This is a genomic window from Vibrio sp. B183 (assembly GCF_000740665.1).
GTDB classification, from domain to species: Bacteria; Pseudomonadota; Gammaproteobacteria; order Enterobacterales; family Vibrionaceae; genus Vibrio; species Vibrio coralliilyticus.
In genome coordinates this window covers 358606-380358 of sequence record NZ_JPQB01000015.1, presented here as the reverse complement: position 1 = coordinate 380358, position 21753 = coordinate 358606, and the positions used below count along the sequence as shown (strand labels likewise).

The 21753-nt window shown below is 44.9% G+C and carries 23 protein-coding genes; 2 read left to right on the top strand and 21 right to left on the bottom strand.

Going from position 1 to position 21753, the window contains the following annotated elements; all coding sequences use genetic code 11:
• Positions 1 to 278: 278 nt before the first annotated feature.
• From IX95_RS18010 to IX95_RS17980, 7 genes are all read right to left on the bottom strand, one after another.
• A complete protein-coding gene (locus IX95_RS18010) occupies positions 279 to 617 on the bottom strand; it encodes a DOPA 4,5-dioxygenase family protein (RefSeq protein ID WP_038162576.1) in 339 nt (112 codons plus the stop codon).
• An 88-nt stretch (positions 618 to 705) separates the two neighbouring features.
• Positions 706 to 1344: a response regulator gene (locus tag IX95_RS18005; RefSeq protein ID WP_006958851.1), complete on the bottom strand. Its 639-nt coding sequence runs from the start codon at positions 1342 to 1344 to the stop codon at positions 706 to 708.
• The gene (locus tag IX95_RS18000) at positions 1337 to 2692 is read right to left on the bottom strand and encodes a cache domain-containing protein (RefSeq protein ID WP_006958852.1); all 1356 of its coding nucleotides are present in this window, start codon (positions 2690 to 2692) and stop codon (positions 1337 to 1339) included. The genes IX95_RS18005 and IX95_RS18000 overlap by 8 nt, the downstream gene beginning before the upstream one ends.
• Positions 2693 to 2771: 79 nt before the next feature.
• Positions 2772 to 4055 carry a TRAP transporter large permease gene (locus tag IX95_RS17995; protein WP_006958853.1) on the bottom strand — a complete coding sequence of 428 codons (1284 nt, stop codon included), beginning with the start codon at positions 4053 to 4055 and terminating at the stop codon, positions 2772 to 2774.
• Between the two features lie 10 nt (positions 4056 to 4065).
• Positions 4066 to 4605, bottom strand: a complete 540-nt coding sequence (locus tag IX95_RS17990; protein ID WP_006958854.1) for a TRAP transporter small permease subunit — start codon at positions 4603 to 4605, stop codon at positions 4066 to 4068.
• Positions 4606 to 4743: 138 nt separating this feature from the next.
• Entirely contained in the window at positions 4744 to 5835 is a 1092-nt protein-coding gene (locus IX95_RS17985; RefSeq protein ID WP_038162573.1) for a TRAP transporter substrate-binding protein, read from the bottom strand.
• Between the two features lie 433 nt (positions 5836 to 6268).
• The gene (locus tag IX95_RS17980; protein ID WP_021457472.1) at positions 6269 to 6640 is read right to left on the bottom strand and encodes a hypothetical protein; all 372 of its coding nucleotides are present in this window, start codon (positions 6638 to 6640) and stop codon (positions 6269 to 6271) included.
• Positions 6641 to 6861: 221 nt separating this feature from the next.
• Between IX95_RS17980 and IX95_RS17975 the strand changes: the two genes are divergently transcribed.
• A complete protein-coding gene (locus IX95_RS17975) occupies positions 6862 to 7539 on the top strand; it encodes a DUF2982 domain-containing protein (protein WP_038162571.1) in 678 nt (225 codons plus the stop codon).
• A gap of 53 nt (positions 7540 to 7592) precedes the next feature.
• Here the strand turns inward: IX95_RS17975 and IX95_RS17970 are convergent, their stop codons facing one another.
• The 10 genes from IX95_RS17970 to IX95_RS17925 form a co-directional block, all read right to left on the bottom strand.
• On the bottom strand, positions 7593 to 8249 hold the full coding sequence (locus tag IX95_RS17970) for an MBL fold metallo-hydrolase (protein WP_038162570.1): 657 nt from the start codon (positions 8247 to 8249) through the stop codon (positions 7593 to 7595).
• A gap of 83 nt (positions 8250 to 8332) precedes the next feature.
• A complete protein-coding gene (locus IX95_RS17965) occupies positions 8333 to 8872 on the bottom strand; it encodes a YcbK family protein (RefSeq protein ID WP_006958859.1) in 540 nt (179 codons plus the stop codon).
• Between the two features lie 184 nt (positions 8873 to 9056).
• Positions 9057 to 10610 carry a L,D-transpeptidase family protein gene (locus IX95_RS17960; RefSeq protein WP_038162568.1) on the bottom strand — a complete coding sequence of 518 codons (1554 nt, stop codon included), beginning with the start codon at positions 10608 to 10610 and terminating at the stop codon, positions 9057 to 9059.
• A 109-nt stretch (positions 10611 to 10719) separates the two neighbouring features.
• Positions 10720 to 11802 (bottom strand): DUF1513 domain-containing protein, encoded by a 1083-nt coding sequence (locus IX95_RS17955; RefSeq protein ID WP_038162567.1) that lies wholly within the window; start codon positions 11800 to 11802, stop codon positions 10720 to 10722.
• Positions 11792 to 12823, bottom strand: a complete 1032-nt coding sequence (locus IX95_RS17950) for an imelysin family protein (protein ID WP_038162565.1) — start codon at positions 12821 to 12823, stop codon at positions 11792 to 11794. The genes IX95_RS17955 and IX95_RS17950 overlap by 11 nt, the downstream gene beginning before the upstream one ends.
• 9 nt (positions 12824 to 12832) lie before the next feature.
• The gene (locus tag IX95_RS17945; RefSeq protein WP_038162563.1) at positions 12833 to 14221 is read right to left on the bottom strand and encodes a di-heme oxidoreductase family protein; all 1389 of its coding nucleotides are present in this window, start codon (positions 14219 to 14221) and stop codon (positions 12833 to 12835) included.
• Positions 14222 to 14336: 115 nt separating this feature from the next.
• Entirely contained in the window at positions 14337 to 15599 is a 1263-nt protein-coding gene (locus IX95_RS17940) for an imelysin family protein (RefSeq protein WP_006958864.1), read from the bottom strand.
• Positions 15600 to 15765: 166 nt separating this feature from the next.
• Positions 15766 to 16404, bottom strand: a complete 639-nt coding sequence (locus IX95_RS17935) for a GTP cyclohydrolase II (RefSeq protein WP_006958865.1) — start codon at positions 16402 to 16404, stop codon at positions 15766 to 15768.
• A 161-nt stretch (positions 16405 to 16565) separates the two neighbouring features.
• A complete protein-coding gene (locus tag IX95_RS26690; RefSeq protein WP_006958866.1) occupies positions 16566 to 16742 on the bottom strand; it encodes a hypothetical protein in 177 nt (58 codons plus the stop codon).
• 184 nt (positions 16743 to 16926) lie between these two features.
• Positions 16927 to 17898 (bottom strand): GGDEF domain-containing protein, encoded by a 972-nt coding sequence (locus IX95_RS17925; RefSeq protein ID WP_038162560.1) that lies wholly within the window; start codon positions 17896 to 17898, stop codon positions 16927 to 16929.
• 122 nt (positions 17899 to 18020) lie between these two features.
• On the opposite strand from IX95_RS17925, the gene IX95_RS17920 reads away from it, so the two are divergent.
• On the top strand, positions 18021 to 18440 hold the full coding sequence (locus IX95_RS17920; protein ID WP_038162557.1) for a BLUF domain-containing protein: 420 nt from the start codon (positions 18021 to 18023) through the stop codon (positions 18438 to 18440).
• Between the two features lie 39 nt (positions 18441 to 18479).
• Here the strand turns inward: IX95_RS17920 and IX95_RS17915 are convergent, their stop codons facing one another.
• From IX95_RS17915 to tyrR, 4 genes are read right to left on the bottom strand one after another with little or no spacing between them, the layout of a single operon-like run.
• A complete protein-coding gene (locus IX95_RS17915; protein WP_038162554.1) occupies positions 18480 to 18953 on the bottom strand; it encodes a DUF2947 domain-containing protein in 474 nt (157 codons plus the stop codon).
• A gap of 23 nt (positions 18954 to 18976) precedes the next feature.
• Entirely contained in the window at positions 18977 to 19564 is a 588-nt protein-coding gene (locus IX95_RS17910; RefSeq protein ID WP_038162551.1) for an HD domain-containing protein, read from the bottom strand.
• Between the two features lie 2 nt (positions 19565 to 19566).
• Entirely contained in the window at positions 19567 to 20145 is a 579-nt protein-coding gene (rimJ, locus tag IX95_RS17905; protein WP_038162548.1) for a ribosomal protein S5-alanine N-acetyltransferase, read from the bottom strand.
• On the bottom strand, positions 20146 to 21690 hold the full coding sequence (tyrR, locus tag IX95_RS17900; RefSeq protein WP_038162545.1) for a transcriptional regulator TyrR: 1545 nt from the start codon (positions 21688 to 21690) through the stop codon (positions 20146 to 20148).
• Positions 21691 to 21753: the final 63 nt, after the last annotated feature.

Genomic DNA, 21753 nt, shown 5'->3' with positions numbered 1-21753 from the left:
AGGCTGCGCGCTTAATCAAACTGCACTTTTCAGCCTAGTAGTATGATGACTGGCCCTCCTGGCATTCCCCGAACATCCGTATGGGCCAAGACAGTACATAAACCAAGCTGAAAAAGTTAATGATTAGTGATTAATCATAATTAACAGTGATAGCCGTTATCGTTAAAATAGTAAATTATCCAAGCCTAATCAGTAAGGTAGACATAAAAACTTCTAAAAATAGCATTCCCATAAATGATAGATAAAACCAATTGATTTTCGTGATAAATACAAGTTATTTAAAACGAAGATAGATTCAGTTCAACAGGTTTACCCAACCAGTAGGCAAACTCCGTATGATCTTTTAAGTCATTATCTGTTAGCGCATGGACCAAAACTGACAACTCGCCACGGGATTTATCCAACCACGGGATAAGAGCATCGAAGTCACCCGCTGTAAACGTCACAGAAAAGCTCCACATCGTATGAGGGCCGACTAGTTTCTGGTTAAAGCGCCCAACAGAAAAGTCAAATTCACGACTGATTTGATCCCTCAAGTCAGAAGCGAAATCGTTGCTGTTGGCGTCAAAATAGACGTGTGCGTGGTAATCTTGATGGATATTCTTAGGATAGGTCATAACAATAAAACAAGAACGTATTCGAATACTTAATCCTAACACGTTCCTGATCTGAACTCCCAAACACTTACATTCATTACACTTGGGGTTAGCCAAGTAGCCCCTGCTCCACTGCGTACTTTGCGAGTTCAGCTGTACTGTGCAAATCCAGTTTCTGTTTGATGTTCTGTCGATGGGTTTCAACGGTTCGATAGCTTATACTTAGCAGCGCTGCAATTTTTTTGCTGCTGTTTCCTTCCGCAACCAATTTAAGAACGGCTTCCTCGCGTCGACTGAGAGGGTTAGGTTTTTGCGCAGCAGGAATCACTTCTTGAGAAAACAAGGTTTGTGTAACGGATTCGCAAAAATAGGTGGAGCCTTGGTAAACCGTTTTAATCGCCTGCACCATCCGACGGGCACAAATCTCTTTCAGCATGTAGCCAACAGCACCAGCCTGCATCACCTTCATGATGTATTCGCGGTTATCATGCATGGTCAGCATCAATACCTTAATCTCTGGCAGCTCTTCCTTGATTAGACGTGTTGCATCGATACCATTCATTAATGGCATACTCACATCCATCAACACAACGTCTGGAGTTAGCTCCTTAACCTTTTCAATCGCCTCCAAGCCATTGCTGGCCGAGCCAATCACCTCAATTTCTGGTTCCAGTTGGAGCCGAGCGATAAATCCATCTAAGACGACCTGGTGATCGTCGACTATCACCACTTTGATCGGTTTATCCATATATTAATCCATCTAATTTCAACAGAACGGTAATCTCTGTACCAAACCCTGGTTCGCTTTCAAGCTCAAAATCGCCGCCCAAAAACTCTACTCGCTCACGCATATTGCGTAAACCAATACCCGACTTCCTTAACGTCGAGCCTACATCAAATCCGACACCATCATCACGTATGATCAGTTGAAGCATGTCGCCCAATTGCTGCAGTATCACCGTCACCTGCTTGGCTTGAGAGTGCTTCTCTATATTAGTCAGCGACTCCTGTGCCACTCGGTAAAGCGTGGTAGCTACCTCTGATTTTAGCCTGCTCTGACTGGTTGACAATGACGCCTCAACATCGACGCCAGAATGCGCTTTAAAGTCCGTCAGCAAAGTCGTCATCGCAGCCTCAAGACCGATATCATCCAGCGCACTCGGTCTTAACTGATGAGAAATATGCCTAACTTCATTAATCGCTGTCATAAGCGAATTTTGCGATTTAGCCAGATGCTGCTTTTGTGTTTCGTCATCAAGTTTAGTGCCAAGCAACTCCAAATGGCATTTGCTTGAGATCAGAAGCTGGTTAATACCATCGTGAAGCTCCCTCGCTAAATGCTTTTTCTCGTCTTCCTGAAACATCACAGTTTTATGCGCCAGCTCTTTTAAGCTCTTATCCGCCAGTCGATGCTCATGTAAATTGACCGCTAATGTCAAAACCAGAATCACCGCGACGGTCACCACAACAATCACAATAAGCGAAAAGAAGGTCGTCTCGATATTATCGTTGACCGCCAATTGGAGGTTTGCCACTTCTTCAGTGACATCTTCAATGTACAAGCCCGTACCGATCATCCAATTCCACTTGCTTAACCAAGCCGCGTAACTCAGTTTAGGTACGCTTTCTCCAGTCGATGGTTTTTGCCACAAATACTGATGAAAACCACCACCGGACTTTGCCTGCGCAAGTAGAGACTCTATTAAGTGGTTGCCGTTTTCATCCTGAATGTGTAGTAGGTTTTGCCCCACCAGTTCAGGCATAATTGGGTGAACCAGATTGGTCCCGTTCTTGTCGTAAACAAAGAAGTAGCCATCAGTTCCATATTGCAGACGACTGATGATCGCTTTGACCTGCTCCTTTGCCTGATGCTCTTCGATATTAGGATCGTTATAGATGTGCTCAATGGCATCAAAGGCCAAATCAACCAGATCCTTGAGCGCCGATTCTTTGGACTTAATGAGGCTGGAATGGAAGATTTTCACTTCTTTGTCACCCAGCGTTTTGGTTTGGTAGATAGCGATCCAACTTGTCAGCGCCATCACTAACAATAGCGGCAACAAGCTCAACAAAATCAACTTAGCTTTTAGAGGCATTCCTTCTCCCATACTAAAAAGCTGCCCATACGAGCAGCTTTACTTTAGCAAGAGTTGTTACATTTCTGTAATCGGGCGATCACATTCCATAGAATCCAGGGAAGACTAACAGTGACGCCAACACGAGGATCTGAATACCGATGAATGGCATCACGCCTCGGTATATGTCTCGAGTTGTCACCCCTTTCGGTGCTACACCTTTGAGATAAAACAGGCTGAAACCAAATGGTGGGGTCAGGAAGGAAGTCTGCAGGTTCATCGCAATCAAGATCGCAAACCAAGTCATGTTGATGCCCATAATCTCGGCAACAGGTGCGATGATTGGAACGATGATAAAACAGATTTCCACAAAGTCGATGAAGAAGCCCAGAACCAGAATCACTAACATAGTGATGATCAGGAAGCCCCATTTCTCACCCGGTATTTGTAGCATCCACTCTTCAACCAAGTAATCACCACCCGTGTAGGTGAATGCCATGGAGAACGCTGTGGCACCAAGCAGAATCGCAAACACCATCGCGGTTACTTTGACCGTCTCTTTCGACGCTTCGTACACCATGTTCCAGCTGAATTGCTTGTAAAGCAGAGACAGTACTATCGCACCTGCTCCACCAAGCGCGGCAGATTCTGTTGGTGTCGCGACACCAGCAAAGATGGAACCAAGTACCACTACGATAAGCGCAAGTGGCGGGATCACAGCCTTAAGCGCAGTGATGACTTCCTGCTTACGGCTTACCGATTCATCACGAGGAATTGGCTGCGCAGCTTCTGGATTCAGTTTGGCGTAAATCAGAATATAGAGAACGTAAGCGCCAACTAAAACGAGCCCCGGCCAAACCGCTGCCTGAAACAAATCCCCAACGGGTACACCTAACACATCACCAAGAAGGATTAAGACGATAGAGGGTGGAATGATTTGGCCTAACGTACCTGAGGCACAAATCGTTCCGCACGCCAGCCCTTTATCGTAGTTGTACTTGAGCATAACTGGCAGAGAGATAAGCCCCATCGCTACAACAGAGGCACCAACAACGCCTGTAGACGCCGCCAGTAAAGCACCCACTAACACCGTTGAAATCGCGATACCACCGCGCACACCACCAAACAGCTTACCCATGGATTCAAGCAGCTGTTCCGCTAGACGTGTTTTTTGAAGAACCAAACCCATGAAAACGAACAATGGCACTGCCATCAATACCGTGTTTTCCATGATGGATTGGATGCGATATGGCATGAAAGCAAACATATCCATGCCTTCGGCCCAGACGCCGAATATCAGTGCAATACCACCAAAGGTGAACGCAACTGGGAAGCCAAGCAGCAAAGCAAACAAGGCAACAAAAAACATTACAATACCGACCATTTTTGTCTCCTTACTTTTGCTCTGTTGAGTTGGCGTAAATTAAATGCGGGTTAAAAATCTTATTGAGAGAATGAAGCAGTAATCCAACACCACTTATTGCCATAAACATAAACGACAATGGAATCATGGCTTTAATTACCCAGCGATAGGGTAAGCCACCAGGATCACCAGACGTTTCACCTAGGGCGAAACTCTCTTTAGCAAAATCAACGCCGTACCAAGCCACCAGCAGACAAAACGGAAAAAGAAAAACGATGGTACCGATTAAATCAATGATCGCCTGTGCCCGATGAGACAAGCGCTCGTAAAAAAGGTCTACCCTGACATGGCCACCTGCTTTAATGGCATAAGGTACACCCAGAAGGAATACGGCAGAGAACAAGTGCCACTCCATTTCCTGAAATGCAATGGAAACATCGTTAAACACGTAGCGCATCACCACATCGTAAACGACATTTGCGAGCAATAAGATAAACAGGATACTCGACAGCCATCCTAGGAAATCGCCGAAACGATTAAAGATGCGCTCTATATAGATTAGATTTCTCATTCCCTACTCCATGGAACTTTGAAATAACTCCGCTTGGCCGAAGCCTGCGGAGCTTTGTTATAGACTCTTCAAATTATAAGAGAGTTTTCTTGGGCTTCTCGTTGCCAGCTCTATCAAACTGGCAACGAATTTTTATAATTATTGTTGTGCCTGACTATTCAGGTATGCGCGATGCGAGATGTCAGACCAAGGACGAACTTGCTCGATGTAAGCAGCCTGAGACGCTTGGATCTCTTTTGCCATTTCATCTTTGTCAGCATGTTCTTTAAGTAGACGCTCGTTAGCTTCACGAAGTGCTGTCATGACTTCCGCTGGGAAGTTTTTCACCTGCACATTTGGATATTCAGACTTGATTGACGCCCAGTTCTTACCACTTTCGTGTTTAGACTGAGTGTACATATCGTAAGCCGCAGTCTTCATGGCAACCTGAAGAATCGCTTTCAGATCGTCAGGCAGACGGTTCCAAGTGCGCTTATTGATCAGGAACTGCAGCTCTGTACCTGGCTCATGCCAACCTGTGTAGTAGTAAGGTGCAATCTTGTGGAAACCCATACGTAGGTCAAGTGATGGCCCTACCCACTCAAGTGCATCGATAGTGCGGCGCTCAAGCGAGGTATATAGCTCACCCGGTGCGATGTTGGTTGGTTTTGCACCCAGCTCCGCCAGAATCTCACCGGCAAATCCAGGGATACGCATTTTCAGACCTTTTAGGTCATCGACAGAGTTGATCTCTTTCTGGAACCAACCACCCATCTGAGTATCTGTGTTACCTCCAGGGAAAGACATCAGGTTATGAGGTGAATAGACTTTCTCCATTAACTCCATACCGCCGCCGTAGTAAAACCAAGCGTATTGCTCTGTCGGCAGCATACCAAATGGCATCGAGGTGAAATAAAGCGTATTAGGCACTTTACCTTTCCAGTAGTAAGACGCAGAGTGCCCCATGTCATACTGGCCCGATTTCACCATATCAAACACACCCAGTGGCGCTTTGTGCTTATTTGCAGAGTCGATTCGAATCTGAAGGCGGCCATTAGACATTTCTTCCGCCATCTTCGCCATGTTTTTGGTTGCATCACCAAAGATTGGGAAGTTTGGGCCCCAAGTTTCCGCCAGCTTCAAGCGGTACACTTTTTCAGCAGCATTCACTGATGTCGCAGCAACAGCTAGTGCCGCTGCTATAGCCGTACCTTTCAGTACTCGTTTCAAAGATTGTCTGATTAGACTCATGTTCACGTCCTTTGTTAGATTCAGCAACTTTCCAGTTACCTTCTGTTCCATTACAGAGTGGTTTATCTACGAGAAATAGGAAATCAGCGCGAACACGGAGAAAAATTAACAAACCCAAATATACTTCAACCTTAGAATTACGTATTACTACGTAGGATAAAGGATATAGAAATTATAATTTACTAAGATTCAAATATTTATAAAAAATTGAGACACTAGAAGTTTGGATTAATACGTAGAGAACGATGCGTGGAAGATATAGAGTAAAAGATTTTATAAATGTGACAAATGTTAAATATTGATAGATATAATGATAAATCAGTAAAAAGGAAGGTCCGAATGGAGAAAAACCCCGATAGGCATCGAGGTTCTTCTATTCGTCTGAAGAAGCAGAGGTGTCTGCTATTTCAAAAGAGGTCGCTAACAGTATGAATTAAACTGCTTTGTAGATAACTTTGTTACCTGCTAACTGCTCTTTTGCTACTAGGTTTTCTTCTAGTAGTTTTTTCAGCGCGCCTGTTGCCCAAGAAGCCGCTTTCGCTTCTTCCTGACCCGCCGCTAGGCCAATACCCTTAGGGTTGATGCCTTCAGCGTTAGCAACAACAATGTCTAGTACTTGTTGTTGTTTTGGAGTTAGTGCAACGCTAACTTCTTTAGCCGCTACAACTTTCTCCGCTGCTGGTGCTACAGCTACTTTCTTCTCAACTACAGGCTTAGCTTTCTTAGTTGCTTCTACATTGGCAACAGTCGCCTTAACGCGTTTTTGCAATTTCATCTGCACTTTACGCTTATGAGCAAGTCTCATCGAGTTTCTCTCCATTTCACTGCATACGGAGCAGTGGTGAAAATTTGAAGCGCGATTTATACCAAAAAAATGCGGCCATTTACAGGGTATGAGGGGCTTTATCGAGCAAAAATGCGTGATATGCTGTCATCAGGCTACAATTTAATCAGTACCAATTATGATCCTTTTCATAACTACTGAATATATAAACAGAGGTTTAAGTTATCGCCAAGGAGTCGTAAATGCAGACATTGCATCTTACCAATCAACCGATTCGGCTATCTTCACCGATTGCCAAAATCCTTGCGACTATAGCTTCTATTGTATTGATTTCTCTTGTAATGTTTTCTCCAGATTTCCAGCAGGCAGTTTTGACGCTGGTCGCTATCCTGTCTATGCTCGGATTTGGCTACCTGTTGATTCTCAAAAGCACCGTCTCCTACACATTAACAGCCACCCACTTTCAGCAGCACCTGTTCAAAGGCGGTTGGGTGGTAAAATGGAGTAATGTGAGCAAGATTGGCATCTGCCATTATGATCAAGAAGGATGGCAGCAGCCTCTGCCTTGGATCGGAATTAAACTCAAACACTATTCACCGTACCTCGATAGTATTTGTCCTCGAATCGCCACGGAGATTCTGCTTAGCCAAAGAGCTTTACTGTATCTTGGGGCCAAACAGAGTCAGCAAGGCACCCAATTTGAGGACATAGTTTTGGATTCCAAGCCGTATAAAAATACGCAAGGCGAACAGTATTCAGGGCTGCAAGCCATGCTTGCCAATAGAATGCGCTATCAAAGAAGTTACTTTGATTACGATATCTTCATTTCCGCACATGACCTAGACCGTTCAGCCGAAGAATTTGTCGGGCTTGCAAGACGCTATCTTGCCGCTGCTGAACCGGAAGAAAAATACGAATAATGGAATGATAGGCAATATAAGAAAAGGTCGCGCGAGGCGACCTTTTTCAGTAATTAGTAAAGTGGCATTTCATCCGCCACAAATGGGTTGGATGCACGCTCTCTACCAAAGGTAGATTCAGGACCATGGCCCGGCACGAATCGAACGTCATTACCTAGAGGCCAAAGTTTGGTTTTGATCGAATTAATCAGAGTATCGAAGTCGCCTTTAGGAAAGTCTGTGCGTCCGACTGAACCGTTAAACAACACATCACCAACAAAGGCAAGCTTAGCTTCTTCACTGAATAGCACCACGTGACCTGGTGTGTGGCCTGGAGTATGGTAAACATTGAGAACTTGATTACCAAACTCTACGGTATCGCCATCATTCAACCACTTTTGCGGTTCGAATGCTTCGGTTAATGGAAAACCAAACATCTGGCTTTGCCCTGCTAAACCCTGAAGCCAGAAATTGTCATCTTTGTGTGGACCGACAATTTCAATACCGCCCAGCTCAGCGGACAAAGGCTCTGTGCCGCCAACATGATCTAAGTGGCCATGTGTCAGAACCAAATTGACGACTTTAACGCCCAACTCCTTAATCAGTATCGCCAGTTGCTTTACGTCGCCACCGGGATCAACCACCACGCCTTCCATGGTTTCATCACACCATACAATCGAGCAGTTTTGCGAAAAAGAAGTGACAGGAACAACTTGGTACTTCAGAGACATATTGAAACCTTACTGAATATCTAAACTGGCGAAACTATGACATTTGGTAAGGTTTTTGACAACCTTGTCTTATATGAAGACGTTTACCAGTGGCGGACTGGGCCAGTATCAATGTGGACAAAATTGCTTCTAGGGTAATAGCCGACACCGCCCGCTTTAAGCTCAATCGCAGCGTCGCGGACTTTTTTCAGGTTGACACCGTCAAGACGAAAATCAATCGCCTGACCTAGCATGTGGTAGCTCTTCTTCGCCACCCCACTTGATTTAGAGCGTAACGCTGCATTGGTGGCAGGAGATCGGTAGCCAGAAATGATCTGAACTTCTGCTTCAACACCAAGCTCAGATTGAATCAGTGAAATCTGATCGAACAGGTATTTGTCCATTTCATGGACTTCATTGCGGCGGAAGTCTCGGCAAATGTTATCAATGCGACTCAGTTCGTTTGCTACATAGTCCCGACCATCGAAGTAGCAAGATTCCAGTTCTTCCCCTGTATGGAGGTTATTAAAGGCCAATGCGCGAGGTTGATCTGGGTGAGCAGCGAAAGCAAGAGAAGGAGCGCAGCTGGCTACAACTAAGCCACTACCAGCTAACTTAATAAAATCTCTACGAGAAAAATCCACGGTGAACAGCCTTCATAAAATCGTTGATGGAAACGTGTCGAACGGCGACACTACCTAACTCTAATATGAAGTGCAAATGCATAAACCATGCTCATAGATAGATTCTGAGCATAGAAATTTGCTTACTGCTTGACCTTATTAATAAAAAACTTTGTTGTGAGAAAATGTTATTTTTTGGTCAGGCTCACCCTTTGCCGTAACTGAAACGATCCCAGCGGTATATATCGTCCCTGTAATGGATCTTGCCGCCCTCTGACCAGGCTGTTTGGTAGATGATGTGCACCGGCACACGCTGTTTGAGTGGAATCGATTTGTTTGCCGCCAACTCTTCTTCGTCCAGCGTCGACATATCCAAGCCTTGGCTCTCTAACAAACGCGTGGCAAATTGATCCGCGTGCTCAACCCTAATACAACCTGAGCTGAATGCCCTGCTGGCCTCATCAAACAAATTTTTACTTGGTGTATCATGCAGATAGATCGCACGGCGATTAGGGGTGTTAAACTTGTATAGGCCGAGCGCATTGTTGTTTCCTGAAAGCTGCGTCATTCGATACGGAAACGCGCTGGGGCGCATGTTTTGCCAATCAATGTCCTCTGGATTAATCAACTCTTTCGATCCCCACTTAGGCACAATCGTAATATTTTGGCGAACCAGATACTCAGGATCCTCTTTCACTTTGGGGATGATATCTTCAACCATGATTTTCCATGGCACATTCCAAGTCGGATTAAGAATCAATGAATCCAGCTTAGTCGTCATCATCGGTGTTGGCCTGCCCTTACGCCCTACAACCACCTTAGACTCAAACACTTCTTGGCCTGAGTACCAATACTTCATCTCAAACCCGGGCACATTCACCACAATGATGGTGTCACGTTCGATCGGCCATAACCTGCCACGTTCGGCATTGAGCGCCAGTATAGATAACCTCTCACTCGGGCTAATGTTCAACCAACGAATCGTATCGGGGCCAATAATGCCATCGTCCGTTAAACCATGAAGGCGTTGGAACTGCTTTACAGCGGTTTCTAAAGTGGCGTCATACCAATTTACATCCCGTCGCACATCTGACAAATCGACATCGACCATTTCCATTCTGACCAACAGAACTTCTCGATTTTTCAGTTTGTCCCCGACTTGCCTTAACCCTCTTTGGGTGTACTTAGGTAGGTTCAGCTCTTCGAACTTAACAACGTGCAAGTAGCTGTCAATCAGCTTTTGGTAGTCATCACTGTCTGGGGTATAGACTTCTATTAGCTCACTGAGCTGTTGATGATCCACCGCCACAGCAACGGCAATTAAATTGGTTTGGCTCAGTTTCGGTAAAGGTTTGTACAATTTGGATTCGAAGAACCAGTCATAACCAAGCAGTTTCGCTTGCTCAGCGTAGCTGATGTAGAGAAGTAACGTATCGGTGGCAAGTAGGTCATATTCATGCCATCGATTGCTCTTACGATAGTACTCAAGGTATCTCAATTGACGGGCAAAAAGAGGGCTGAATCCTGCACTGGTGATAATTTCAAGTTGAAACTCAAGCCGAGTGCTTTGTTGAAGATCAAACCAGATCAACTGGTTGTGATTGCTCTGATAAATGTGTTCGACATCTTTGGAATATTGCAGGACCCGAAGGACATGACTGTCTGGCTCCAACCACCCAATACGCTCAAAATAGCTACTGGCCCAAGTCGGTATAGGAATAATTATCAGCAGTAATAGAAGGGGGTTAAGTCTAGCCATCTTACTCTCCAATCTAATCGCCCGAGATCAAAGTATGGCAGAGAAATAAGAGGCTAGGATGAAATGTTGATGAGAATATTAATTTTCCCAAGCTTTACAATGAAGTAGGCTAAGAAATCATCGACCAGTGGTTATCCCATTGAATTCCCGACTGAATTTTTTTCTTCTCTTCTGGTGAGTATTGTGTGATCACGCCGCCAGCCCCCGAGCTAACTCGGAAAAAGCCGTTCTGTACAACGACACCTGAAGCGTCCGGTAATGAGGCTAATTCCACCATTTTTCTGGTTTGCTTAGACCAGATTCCGTAGCAGTTTCCGCGAGGTGATGTTGCCAAAATCCACTCATCGGTTGCCGCAATACTCGCAATGTAATGATTGAATCTTGCCCACTGTTCTGGTTCCCCTTCCAGCGGGATCATTTGACCACCTTGAGTATGCATTGCCAAAAGAGACGGGTACTCATCCGGCTCACCACGGTACTGCTGACCACACAGGACAGTTTTGTCACCATCATGCGCAAGGTGTCTAATACTCAAATGGTTATCTGGTAAAGCCACCTGCTCTGTCAGTTCACCATTGGAGTTAAGGTAGCTCAAGCTAGGCTTCATAGTTGCAATGTTGAGCGGCTGTCGGCCATTGGTATGAACACCGCCAACACCAATTGCTAGAGAGCCATCTGGCATGGCAATCACTTCATGAGGCCCGAGGCCAAAGTTGGTAAACTCTGCTACCTTGTAATAACCAGACAGCACATCGTAAACACCAATAATGCCTCGGCTGGTACCACGCTCACCCTCGGTTGCGTACAGCCACTTACCGTCGTTTGAATACACGCCATGACCATAATAGTGACGATTGGAATGGGCGGCTGAGGATTTGATCACTTCGCCAGTCACATAGTCAAAAACTACGAAAAACGTACCTGGACGACGAGCAAACGCCACCGCATGATTAAGTTTCGCGTTTGTTGCGACTCCATGTCCTCTTGCAGGAAGAGGAACTTGTCTTATCGGTTGACCAAACTCATCCGCGACTACCGCAGAGTACTTGTCTCGGCCAGATAAGGAACAACCGATCAGTGACGGCTGACCCGATGTCTCTGACGTACTCGCGCAACCGAAAGGCAGCAAAGGCATAGCAGCGCCGAACAGCGCTGCCTTGAGAAGGTTTCTTCTTGTGTTATCAGTCACCATCAGTTGCGTTAAACCCTATTACGACACCAAGTTCAATTGCCACTTCTTCGTGGATAAGATACTTCAACTGCTCCAGCTTATTGTATTGAGCGTAGGCTTTGCGATAACCCTCTTTTGTCTGCAGCATGTCAAACAAGCTTTCATCGGTCGGCCACGTTTCCAGTGCGGTATCAAACTGTTGAGCGATGCTGTCAGCGAGCTGTACTTTGCCACGCTCACGCAGCAGTTTATCCAGCCCGTTGCCACCCGCTAAGTACAACGCCTGCATCGCTTCAATGTTAGCTTTGAGATTCTGCATGGAAGTTTCCGAGCGCCAGGATTCAGCGAAATACGGTCTTGGTTTACCGAAGTTCGCCAAAGGACGACTCATCTTTTTCATGCTGTATTCAAGCTGATTAGAAAGAAGAGAAATGTACTCAGACGTCCATGCTTTTTCATCCAGCTCAACCCAAGGGTTAGTCTGCCATGCCGTAGCAATGGTCTCAGCATTCGCAGCAGTGTTCTCTGCGATTGCAATACCGGTTTGGCAGGTAGCTTGTGATGAACTCAAAGAAGAGGCTTGGTCATACAACAGCCATTCTACCGAGCCTAGACCCTGAACCGTCACGCTCTGCTGAGAAATTTGCTCTTGCGTCCAAGTCTTGCTTTGGCCCGTCAGCGCAGTCATCTTGCGACCCGTCGTATTTTTTTTGTCTGGCCAAAACTGAATATTCCAGCTCTGCTCAAGTGCCTTTTCAGGCCCCCTTTCCTGCCCTTGCAGCGCCATCCAAGCAACCATGGTGTGATGCCATTGAGACTTCAGTGACTCCAGTTGGGCCTCATCCGCACAGTAAGCCGCCATTTGGCTGGCCAGCTTATCCGCTTGATTTGAGAAAGTGTGTGCTGCGGCAAACTCTACTTGGTAAACACCCTGGCTAGGATGAGAAGTTTGCTGGGCGACAGGCATTGTGCTGCTGGTTGACTGGCAACCTGCCAGTAGCATCATCGAGGCAGCCAGTGCTGATAAAGAAAAGATCTTCATCGTGATTCCTTACAATGAATTCAAGAAAGCGATCAATGCATCGCGCTCTTTTTGATTGAATTTGAGAACGGTTTGTTTCGCGGGCTCAGCTTCACCACCATGCCACAATACCGCTTCCATCAGGTTACGTGCTCGGCCATCATGAAGGAAATAAGTATGGCCGTTGACTTCTTCGGTGTAACCGATGCCCCATAATGGCGCAGTTCGCCATTCACGTCCATTCGCCAAATACTCAGGCCTGTTATCCGCAAGTCCTTCACCCATATCATGAAGTAGTAAATCGGTATAAGGATGAATTTTCTGATTCGACAAAGCCGGTAGGTCTTCTCGTTTCATGGTTCTCGCTTCGCTCTTATGACAGCTATCACAACCTGCTTTGGCAAATAAGTTCTGACCGAGCTTAACTTCCGGATCGTTGATATTACGACGAATCGGTACGGCTAAGTGCTGGGAATAGAATTCAACGAAATCGAGAATGTTGTCGCTCACTTCAGGCGCTCCGCCATTCGGCAATTCAGCACAAATAGATTGCTTTGATGTACAGTTCTCATGTGGGAACAAGTTACTGGTTAGGCCAACGTCACCATTAAATGCGGCGGCGTTTTGCTGCATGAGTGTCGGTTGCCCGGACTTCCAGCCAAAGCGACCAATGGCGAAATCATTCTTCTGTACATCCCAGACTTTGTTTACCTTACCTGAGATACCATCGCCATTGGCATCATTTTCATCTGCCCAAGTTTGCAGCGTTTCATCAGAAATACTTTCTAATAGCCCCAAGCCAATCATTGGCGGAGCAACACGTGCAGAAAATTGGGTATCTGGGTGCATCTCGCCATAACCTAAATCTGTTATTTTCAGGTTTGGCTTGCGTAGCACTACTTTTGTACCGTCGGTAAAGGTCACTGGTACATCTGTGTATGTAATTTTGATCTGTCCTTCAGGAGTTTGGTCCTGAAGTGAAAAGTCTTGTAGCTGACCACCATACGTTGGTTCTGGAATGACACCATCTTTGATGAAAGCTTTTTTCTGCTCTGGTGTCATTGCAGGAATGCTCAAACGCACCAGCATGGAAACGGCATGAATATCCCCTTCTTCTGGTGGATGGCCACGACCATCCTTAATATGGCAGTTTTGACAACCATTGGTATTAAAAAGAGGCCCTAAGCCGTCACGGGCATCGGTAGAAGCCGGCGCTTGTACCCATGGGTTACGGAAAAAACTGTTACCAACACTGAAATCCAGTCGCTTGGACATTGGCAGGTTTCCGGCAGGCAAAGAATAAGCATTTGCGCCCTCTTTCTTAACCGCGGTACCGCCGCCAGATTTCATTTCATAACCAGAAACAGAAGCACTCACCAGTATTAGAGAGGCTAATATGGACTTTTTATACAACTTCATACCAATAGTTCTCGGGTAAAGACCAGCACCTTGTTAAGAAATATTCTCATTAAAAGTGTGGTTATAGAAACAGCAAAAGGGCTCACTAAGAGCCCTTAAAATTATTTAATTGTTTTTAGAATTCGTGGTCAGCTGTGTCTGGGTTCAGGCTGTTGATACCAACGATTTTCGCCGCTCGCTCGATAGATGAAGTCTGAGCAACTAGAGACATGATTGTCTCGTTTACTAGTGCGTTACCTTGCGCGTTACCTGCTGCAATTAGCTGGTCAAAGTACTGACCGTTCTTTTCAGCAGAAGTGACAAGTTGACCTACTTGAGAGCGTGTTACGTCGAATTGCTTCTGGATCTCTTTCGCCGCCGCTTTGTCTTTCTGAGCTACAAGATCTGCGATGCTAGGCCCAGATAGAAGCGTACCGTCTTCACGTTTGTACAGACCAGTGTATACGTTGTAGATACCCTGCTCGTTGTAGTAGTGAGAGTTGTGCGTGTTGTCAGAGAAACAATCGTGCTCATCTTCAGTAGAGTTAGCTTCTAGAGCGACTTTCATACGCTCACCAGCAAGCTCACCTAGAGATAGAGAACCCATGCCGAATAGCATTTTGCGAAGGCCATTGTCCGCAGAGTCGTTCAGAAGTTCTTCACGGTAGTTACCTTTTACATCTGAAGACCACTGTTTTTCCATCCACTGTAGATCTTGAACCAGTAGATCAGCAGCAGCTTTTAGGTACTCACCACGACGGTCACAGTTGCCGTTAGTACAACCTTTACCAACAACGAAGTCAGTGTAAGCACGCTCACCAGCACCAGCGTTAGTACCGTTTAGGTCTTGACCCCATAGCAGGAATTCAATCGCGTGGTAACCAGATGCAACGTTAGCTTCAGAGCCGCCCACCTCGTTCAGATCAGCAATCGCTTCTGGAGTCAGTTGAGCAACGTCAAGTTTAGTTGCACCAATCGTTAGCTGCTTATTTGCAACGATATTTGCGCTCGCGCCTTCGTTACCTAGCTCATACTGGTAATCAGTAGATACGTAGTCGATAAGGCCTTCATCAAGAGGCCATGCGTTTAGTTGGCCTTCCCAATCATCAACAACCGCGTTACCAAAACGGAATACTTCAGACTGTTGGTACGGTACGCGAGAGTCAAGCCAAGCTTGTTTTACTTCAGCAAGCTTGGCTTCAGATGGAGCAGCAAGGAAAGATTCGATAGATTGGTCTAGTGTCTTAGCAGTTGTTAGTGCATCGGCAAATACTGCGTGAGCAACATCTGCGTAGTGTTCTACCACTTGCTCTTTCGTCACGTTCGCTGCAAAAACAGAACTGCTAGCAAGAACGAGAGAAGTTGCAACAGAGCGCGCTAAAAGTGATTTTACATTCATTGAAAAGCATCCTTGTTGAGCTTAATAATTATTCTGCATAATAAGTGCTAATTATTCTCATTTACACTTATAGGCGCAGATAATACAAACTTACATTTTTTTTGCAAGGGTTATACAAAAAAGCCTCACAAAAGTGAGGCTTTTATCAACATAGGCTGCTATTGGGCTAGAGCTTAAGATCGTGTTTTCCGTGTGACACCTTGGCTTTAAGATATCCTTCGTTACCATCTTTAATATGCGCAGAGGTGTTGACAGTATCTTCGATTTCAACACCATGTTCTTTCAGTTCACGGATCTTCTTCGGATTGTTCGTGATTAAACGGATCTTATTGACATCCAACGCTTTAAGCATTTGCGCCGCTTCCGTAAAATCACGCAGGTCATCACCAAAGCCTAAATGGTTGTTCGCTTCATAGGTATTCAGACCTTCACTTTGCAACTTGTACGCGTCAATCTTATTGTAAAGGCCAATACCACGACCTTCCTGGCGCAAGTAAAGAATAATCCCGCCTGATTCACCCATTTTATTAATCGTCTCATCCAACTGTTCACCACAGTCGCATCGAGAAGAATGGAAAACATCACCTGTCAGGCATTCTGAATGCAAGCGAACTAAAGGGCTGGACTGAGTCTTGTCGGCTTGTTTGAAAATGATGGCTACATGCTCTTTGTCGGTCTTGAGTCCTTTAAAAGAAAGAAGCTCCGCTTCTATATCACTGTTTTTACCGACTTTAAAATCTACTCTGGCTCTAACTTCCGCCATATCCCTACTCACTTGAATCTTGCTATCTTCTATTTCTATCATTTTAGAAATCTCTTATGTATCTAACTATGGGGATTGATATCCGAGAAATCAATGGTCAGATCACTTTTTGTTATAATATAACAATTTATATTTAAGACAATAAAAAACCTCAACGAATTTACTTCGTGAGGTTCTTTATGAAACTGGTCAGATAATGAAAATTAGTGGTTTTGTTTTTTCTTCCACATAGAGAGCTCAATCCAAAGAGCTTCGAGCACCTGAAGCTCTTCTTCAGTTAACAGAGAAAGCGTTGGTTTAGTTTGTGGCAAAGAATAAGCTTGCAGCGAGCTTATTTGAGCATAAAAATCTTTGCGTAATTGAGATATATTTGTATCCACTACTATTCCCTAAGTCTCTATCTATAAACCGATATAAAATGGTGACTCAAACCATTTGTCTCAAAAATGATAGCAAATTACATAAATTGCGCAAAGATATGAAGCATTTTTGAGCATTAAATCACATTTTATTCATCGGTATAATCTTTACAATTCAACAAATTACTTGATCAAAATTGATCTTTCAAAACAGTTCTACGTCATCCAAATGATCATTATCACCAGGTTCAGTTGCTCCGAGTATAAGATCTTCATAGCACTCGATTCGATTCCTACCATGTTCTTTTGCACTGTAGAGTGCCGCATCAGCATGACCTAAAATTGTCGGCAAATACTCGTGTCTGGAGATCGCACAGACTCCGCAGCTAAACGTCATATTATTTACTTGTGGAAAGCGAAATGACTCAATGTGCCTGCGAAATAACTCCAGCTCTTTTAGCACTTGTTTCTTTTCCTGAGGTGGCAGTAGCACGACAAACTCCTCACCACCAAATCGAAACAATTGCTCTGAACCAGAAAAGAAATTCTGTAGCTGCTGAGAAAACATTAATAGCACTTCATCGCCGATCATATGCCCATAGGTATCATTGATGCTCTTGAACAAGTCGAGATCAATGATAGCGACCCAGGCATACAAACCTGAATCTTGATTAACAGACAAATTAAAACAATGTGATAGGCGTTCTTCGAGTGTTTTTCGATTGAGCAGCCCAGTCAGCTTGTCACGTTCACTCTCATGCAACACCATCAAATAGTTGCAATATATCTTGGCAAAGCCATCGATCAATAGCTCAAACTTTACAGGGTCTGCATCGGTTTCAATTTGCAACAATGCCGAGCTCTCTTCAGAAATCGGGATTGGATAACGGCATACATAACTCGACGTTTGTGGTTTTGTAACGTTAAATGCGCTTTCTTTATGATCATGTATGTAACACTGCTCTGGCGCCTGATCGTATGTCCATTGATATTCTTCTTGTTTGCTATTTCTGAATACTTTGGCGACAACAATAGATGTGTTGGATATGTAATGGGTCAGGCTAATGGACTCAATGGGCATCATTTCAAGTAGAGTTGCAACCAGACAATGGCCAAGAGAGAGCGAGTTTCTTTGCTCAGTGATTTCGACAACAGAGTTCAGAATCTTAGCTTCCATCCACCGATCCTAAATAGACTTAGTTCGTTAAATCACATTATAGACGTTAATACTATGGCGTGCGTTTTATTGCATATACTTAAAGCTGAGGGACAATAACCTAACAAGAAAAGGAGAAAACTATGTTCCTAGTCAGATTGGTTTACACGAGCACAATAACAAAAGGGATTACAGATTCCGATATTCAGAATATTCTTGATGTGGCGAGAAAAAACAACTCTCTGGTTGACGTAACAGGTTTGCTTCTATTTAACCGTAATTACTTTTTGCAATGCCTCGAAGGTTCGAGAGCTCAAGTCAATAAAATTTACCACCAGATTCTAAACGACCCAAGGCATGAAAACATATTGCTGCTAGATTATTCAGAGGTTGCTGAACGCGAATTTAGTGACTGGAGCATGGGTTATATTCCCGAGATGAACTCTACTATGCCTGTCAATCTCAAATACTCCACTAGTTCAAAGTTCGATCCTTACAATATGTCTGGTCATAGTGCACATAACCTTCTGCTCAACTTGCGTAATGTGGTCACCATTGTCTGATGAAAAACATTAAAAAAAGCAGCCTTTACGGCTGCTCTTTTAATCTCGATGTCCGAGTTTAACGTTACCTTCGGAGTCGAACCACAAGGCTTCTTTTCGTCTTCGACCAATTAGAACTGGGCCATCATCGTAAAACAAAAAGTTCTTCCAGTGCTTCTTAAATACACTCCATTTGGTTTCAATAACATTGTATTTTTCATAACAAAAATAAACAGTTACGTCATCTTGCCAATCGATAAACTCAGCTACTCCCTCAGGCAACGCCTCTTCATCAGCTTCCCAGGCAGCCATCCAATCCAAAGTCTCTTTCCAATTAGAGTCTTTCATTGGCCAGTCACCTGAACTCAAGCGTTCTGCATCTGGGCTTTGAGCACTGATGTTCTCTTTCCAAAGCTGCGCCGCTCTGGCCTGAGTCATTGGCTTTATCTGTGCTAAATCCTGCTCAGGAACAGGCATAGACTGGTGAGTGAAAATCCATTTTCTTTGGTATTCATCCAAAGTGAGATACGACATTCATTTTCCTCGTTATGGCATCTTCAGGCTTTTAGCCATCCTTTCTGGGTTGCTTCTTCAATCACTTGTTGAGCCTTATCCCACAAAGCTTGTGAGCCATATTCTATTTTTCTATTCACCGTCAGAGCTTGCTCACGAGTCACTCCGTGCTCCTGCCAACTCTGACCGTTGTTGTGATAATTAAGCAACATAGGAATGATCCTATCAAGTGCTTTACCAAATTTGGCGTCTGCCGATTCTGCTCGCTCAAACTCTAGCCATAACTCAAGCAACTCTTTTCCCTGCTCTTCAGGCAACATCGCGAATAATCGCTGAGCAGCAGCAAGCTCTTTTTCTTCTTGTACTGCTGACGCGGCAACATCGTAAACAAAGGTGTCGCCAGCATCGATTTCGACAATGTCATGCAGTAACAACATTTTTACGACACGAGCAATATCCACCGGCTCATTGGCGTGTTCTTCCATTAGAATCGCCATTAGAGCAACATGCCAGCTGTGCTCTGCACTGTTTTCAAGACGGCCATCTGCACTTTTGACTCGAGTACGTCTCAAAACAGATTTCAGTTGATCCAGCTCCATCAATAAAGCCAGCTGTTGCTCTAATCTACTCATGCTTAACTCTCTTTCCAGTTAGGGTTAATCAGTGATGTCAGGTTATGGTCTTCCCAGCGGCCATCAATCAGCAAATAGTCCTCAGCAAACCCTTCCCGCTTGAAGCCTAAACGATTCAAGACCGCCTCACTACGTTGATTGCGTGGCATGTAGCCCGCCATAATCCGATGGATATTCTGGATGTTAAACATGTAGTTCACGGCCATCTTCAATGCCCGTGTCATCACGCCTCTTCCCTGCGCATTCTCACCAAGCGAATAGCCAAGATTACACGCATGAAACGGAAATCTCGAAATGTTGCTAAAGGAGACGGTGCCTAACATCTCTCCCGACTCACTATCAATAATGATCAGGTAGTAACCCAAGCCCATTCGATGCAACTCATTAAGCTTTATCAAACGCTGCGTCCAACCTGCTTCAGAGAAGAAGGCGTCTTCGCGTCGTGGTTCCCATTGTTTCAGGTGCGCACGGTTGGCAATAAAATAGTCGGAGATGAGCTGACCGTCCGTTGGTTCTGCAGTGCGCAGGATGATATCCCCATCCTGCTCAAACACCTGCTGAGGAGTACTGAGTCGTTCCATTTAGTTTTTTCTTATTCCGTATTCACGTAACTTGTTAGCCACAGAGGTATGAGAAACATTAAGGCGTTTTGCTAGTTTACGGCTGGATGGGAAAGACTGATAAAGTCGCTCCAAAACCTGCGACTCGTAATCTTTCATGATTTCATCCAACGAGCCGTCGAGGTTAATTGTCGGACCTGTCGAAGCTGGGCTTTCTAGCTGAGGCAGGTGGAACAAGTCGATCGTCAATGTATCTGAATCCAGTTCAGTCAGTGCACGGAGCACCATATTTTCCAGTTGACGCATGTTCCCTGGCCACTGGTAATTCACCAGTTGATCAACCAGTGTTTCTTCCAGCTCTGGTTTCATGATACCTAACTGCTTAACGTACTTAACAACAAACAGATCCAGTAATGGGCCTATATCGTTAGAACGTTCGCGCAGTGCCGGAATATTGAGTGTCAGTACGTTGAGGCGGTAGAAAAGATCTTCTCGGAAGGATTTCGACTCTGCCAAATCTGCCAGATTATGGCGCGTTGAAGCAATCACGCGTACATCAACATGAATCTCCTGCTCCGCACCTACACGGCGAAAAGTACCATCTTGTAACAGGCGCAGCAATTTGATTTGCAGATGTGGGCTCATTTCGCCAATTTCATCTAAAAAGACGGTGCCACCATCTGCTTGTTCAAATATACCTTTATGGCCTTGCTCATGATTGAATGAGCCAGGCGCATGACCAAACAGTTCCGTCTCCGCGACATCATCAGGCATGGATGCACAACTCAAGACTAAGAACGGAGCGGCAGCTCGGTGAGAACGATTATGACACGCTCTGGCGAGCATTTCTTTACCCGTACCTGTTTCACCCTGAATCAGCAGTGGCTGCTCAAGCATCGACAGCTTCTTAGCTTGGCTCATCAGTGCCTTGTGTCGATTAGACACACCGACAAAGTGTTCAAAACCAAGGTTATTGTGTAGAGGTAATGAATCTTCTAACGCCGACTTTTCTTGAGATGAGCGGATTATCATTACCGTACTGGCGAGAATCGACTCGTTGGATTCATCAGTAATATAGACCGGCATGATCTCCATGATATAGTCGAGACCACTGATAACGATATTTTCCCGCTGACGGGTAATTTTGCCTTCCACCCATTTGGAGAAGTTGAAGCTTGGTAGCAAGGTGCTGATCTGGTGACCAATCATCTCTTCTTCTTCGCAGCTGAACAGGCTTAGCGCTGCATGGTTGGCCATGTCAACATTGCCTTTCAGGTCTATGGCCAATACTGGCTCAGGAAGATTGTTCAACAGGGAGATAAGTTCTGTGTTATGCCTTTCCATCGGCATAAATTGAATTTTTCTTACGTCTCTTACACCTGATATACGACGTATCTCTGCCATGAGTTCACTGAAAGTATCGAAGTCAATATCTGGGCAATTCAGGTAGATAATGCCCGTAATGTCGATTTCGATCCCTCGCAAATCAATATTTTTAGAAGCCAGAATATCGAGCAGCTCACGAGTAAGCCCCAATCTGTCTTCACATGTCACTTCTAAACGCACTGATTAAATCCCTAGTCTGAGGTGTCAGGAAAAGTTGACAGTAGTTTCCCTTAAGCCTAGATC